General features: G+C 71.4%; 1 pseudogene. It reads left to right on the forward strand.

Annotated elements, in window-relative coordinates:
- Positions 1–535 (forward strand): annotated as a pseudogene (locus ABD323_RS45020) (hypothetical protein); the annotation flags it as partial.

Genomic DNA, 535 nt, shown 5'->3' on the forward strand with positions numbered 1-535 from the left:
ATCGAGGTGACGTACGGCGGGAACGGCTGGCACTCCCACCTGCACGTCCTGATCTGGACCGAGGACCCCGCCACCCGCGAGAAGGCCGAGGAGCTCCAGGAGGAGCTCTACCGCCGGTGGGTCGACCGCTGCAAGTCGGTCGGCCTGCCCACCCCGGACCGCCAGCACGGCGTCCGGGTCGACCCCGTGATCCTCCAGGCCGACGGCAAGCTGCCGCTCAACCTGGTCCGCTACCTGGCCAAGGTCCAGGACAAGGACGTCGTGGACCAGCGGATCACCGCCCGCCCGGTCGCGGCCGAGATGACCCGCGCCGACATGAAGCTGGCCCGTGGGGCGAAGGGCCTGACGGCGTTTCAGCTCGCGGAGAAGGCCGCCGCCGGGGACGAGGAGTGCCTGCGGCTGTGGCTGGAGTACGAGTTGGCCACCAAGGGCAGGCAGTGCCTGACCTGGACCGAGGGGCTCAAGGAGCGGCTGGCCGAGCTGGCCGGCATCCCGCTGGACGACGCGAAGGACGAGGAGATCCCGGCCGGGGAGG

This window comes from Kitasatospora nipponensis (assembly GCF_039528135.1).
Lineage (GTDB): Bacteria > Actinomycetota > Actinomycetes > Streptomycetales > Streptomycetaceae > Kitasatospora > Kitasatospora nipponensis.